The organism is Listeria farberi (assembly GCF_014229245.1).
In the GTDB taxonomy this organism is placed as follows: Bacteria; Bacillota; Bacilli; order Lactobacillales; family Listeriaceae; genus Listeria; species Listeria farberi.
In genome coordinates, this window is the sequence record NZ_JAARZJ010000046.1 from 1 (window position 1) to 1,773 (window position 1,773).

General features: G+C 31.0%; 2 protein-coding genes and 1 pseudogene. All 3 read right to left on the bottom strand.

The annotated features are described in order from the left end of the window. Positions 1–14 precede the first annotated feature (14 nt). The 3 genes and pseudogenes from HCB45_RS15395 to HCB45_RS15095 all read right to left on the bottom strand — a co-directional run bounded on the left by HCB45_RS15395 (position 15) and on the right by HCB45_RS15095 (position 1,602). Positions 15–212 carry a hypothetical protein gene (locus HCB45_RS15395; RefSeq protein WP_312026341.1) on the bottom strand — a complete coding sequence of 66 codons (198 nt, stop codon included), beginning with the start codon at positions 210–212 and terminating at the stop codon, positions 15–17. Next, positions 212–442, bottom strand: a pseudogene (locus HCB45_RS15090) (hypothetical protein); the annotation flags it as partial. The pseudogene HCB45_RS15090 and the gene HCB45_RS15395, both read right to left, overlap by 1 nt. A gap of 251 nt (positions 443–693) precedes the next feature. Further along, positions 694–1,602: a hypothetical protein gene (locus tag HCB45_RS15095; protein ID WP_185620449.1), complete on the bottom strand. Its 909-nt coding sequence runs from the start codon at positions 1,600–1,602 to the stop codon at positions 694–696. Positions 1,603–1,773: the final 171 nt, after the last annotated feature.

Consider the following 1,773-nt stretch of genomic DNA (forward strand, 5'->3'; position numbering starts at 1 on the left):
GTATAAAACTAGGCTCAATTATTACCAGAGTCATAATTATATAAGTACTCTTGATAAATAGTTTTTAAATCTATATCTTTCTTGTCTACTTTTCTACAAAAAGTTTTTAACTTTTTTGTTTCAAGCAACTCCGCAAATAACTTCTCTATACCTTTTCTTTTTCCTTCAACATAACAGATGTACCTAAAATCATTAAAGCTATATAATCTGATGTCATAACCTCACAAAAAACAATATTTTCTATATTAATGTCAATTATTCGTTCGTCAAAGCTCTGTAATTGAACTATATTACTTTCATGATCCAGATAAATAGGAACTACATACTTATAGCGTACATGATGATTGTTCTTTAAAAATAATATTTCTATCGACCAATTGCGTCTGAGCGCATCTACTAACACTATTGAATACTCCAAAATGCCATCAATTAAATTATACATTTTCGTCACCTCTTGCTAACATTATACGAACAAAAATTCCTTTAAAAGTGCAAAAAAGTAATTTTTTTAGTATTCCTGTTTTTTAGAGGAATTTAACACAAAAGAAAAGCCTCGTTTAACAAGGCTTTTCTAATATTATTTATTTGCAATTTTTCTTAACAAGTATAAGAAATAAACTACTGCCGCAACAACGGCCAATCTTGAAACTACATATATGAAACCCCAAAAATCTTCTGCTCCCATACAATACCTCACCCTCCATAATATTTATACGTATGTGTTACATATGCTGTTTTCTTCTTTTTATCTAGTTTAGATAATTTTATTGTACTTCTTAATTCAAAGTATCTCTTTGAACCGTACGCTTGTATAATATACCATCCTGCTCCATTTATGTCATACCCAACTTTTTCTGCACGTGCATCCGTTGTTTTAGTTTTCGTGGAAACTACTTTCCATGCCGCAGTATCCCAAGTTCCTGCTTTTGAAGTGTAACGCATAGTTAGGCCATTATTATTAATTGTATAATGATTTGACAAAACTATTTTCCCGATTGGAACACCCCAACTTTTGTAAGTAATATAAGCTGACCAACTTCGATTACCATATTTTTTTGTTTCAGAAGAATAAATCGATGACCCTTGAGAGCTTTTTAACAAACCAGTTTCTTCATACAAAGTTTCATCATCTGGTTCCACTTCGATTATATCTGTTGCAAATGGGTCGTTAGCAACATCCAATGTATCTTCTACATCAGTAGCTATTAAACTGACATCTGACCCATCTGAAAGTTCGAAATTATCACTCTTAATCTCTTCTCCATTTTCCATGGATAAGTCAGCTTCATTTGATTTTTCAATTAATTCTTGATTCATATCTTCTCCATAATCTTTTACCACATTATCTGGTGATTTTGCAAAGATATCTTGACGCAGCTTATTTTTTTCATCTTCCGTTAGATTATTTATTTCGGGGTGTTCACCAACAGTTTTAATTAAATTTGCTAAGTCTTCTGAATTATTTACATCTGCAGGGTCTACAACTTCATCTTTCATAAAATTATAAGGGGTTGCTTTAATTATTCCAGCATTTGCAACTGATGGAGCTCCTATAGAAATGCTCAATACTACCACCATTATTGCCGTTGTAAATTTTTTCATGTATATTCTCCCTTTTTTATGTTTTTTGCATCACAAATTCATGCAAATGAAATATACCATGAAAAGCCAATGTATAACCAAAAATGTAATGAAATGTCCGATTCTTGTCATGAACGACTAAAAACGAGACTTATTTAGATTTATTCTTACACAATTTGAGTAATATTGTGT

What these genes read in the sequence shown, in the direction of transcription:
- HCB45_RS15095 (WP_185620449.1), bottom strand. Translation starts at nt 1,602, where the DNA reads ATGAAAAAATTTACAACGGCAATAATGGTGGTAGTATTGAGCATTTCT.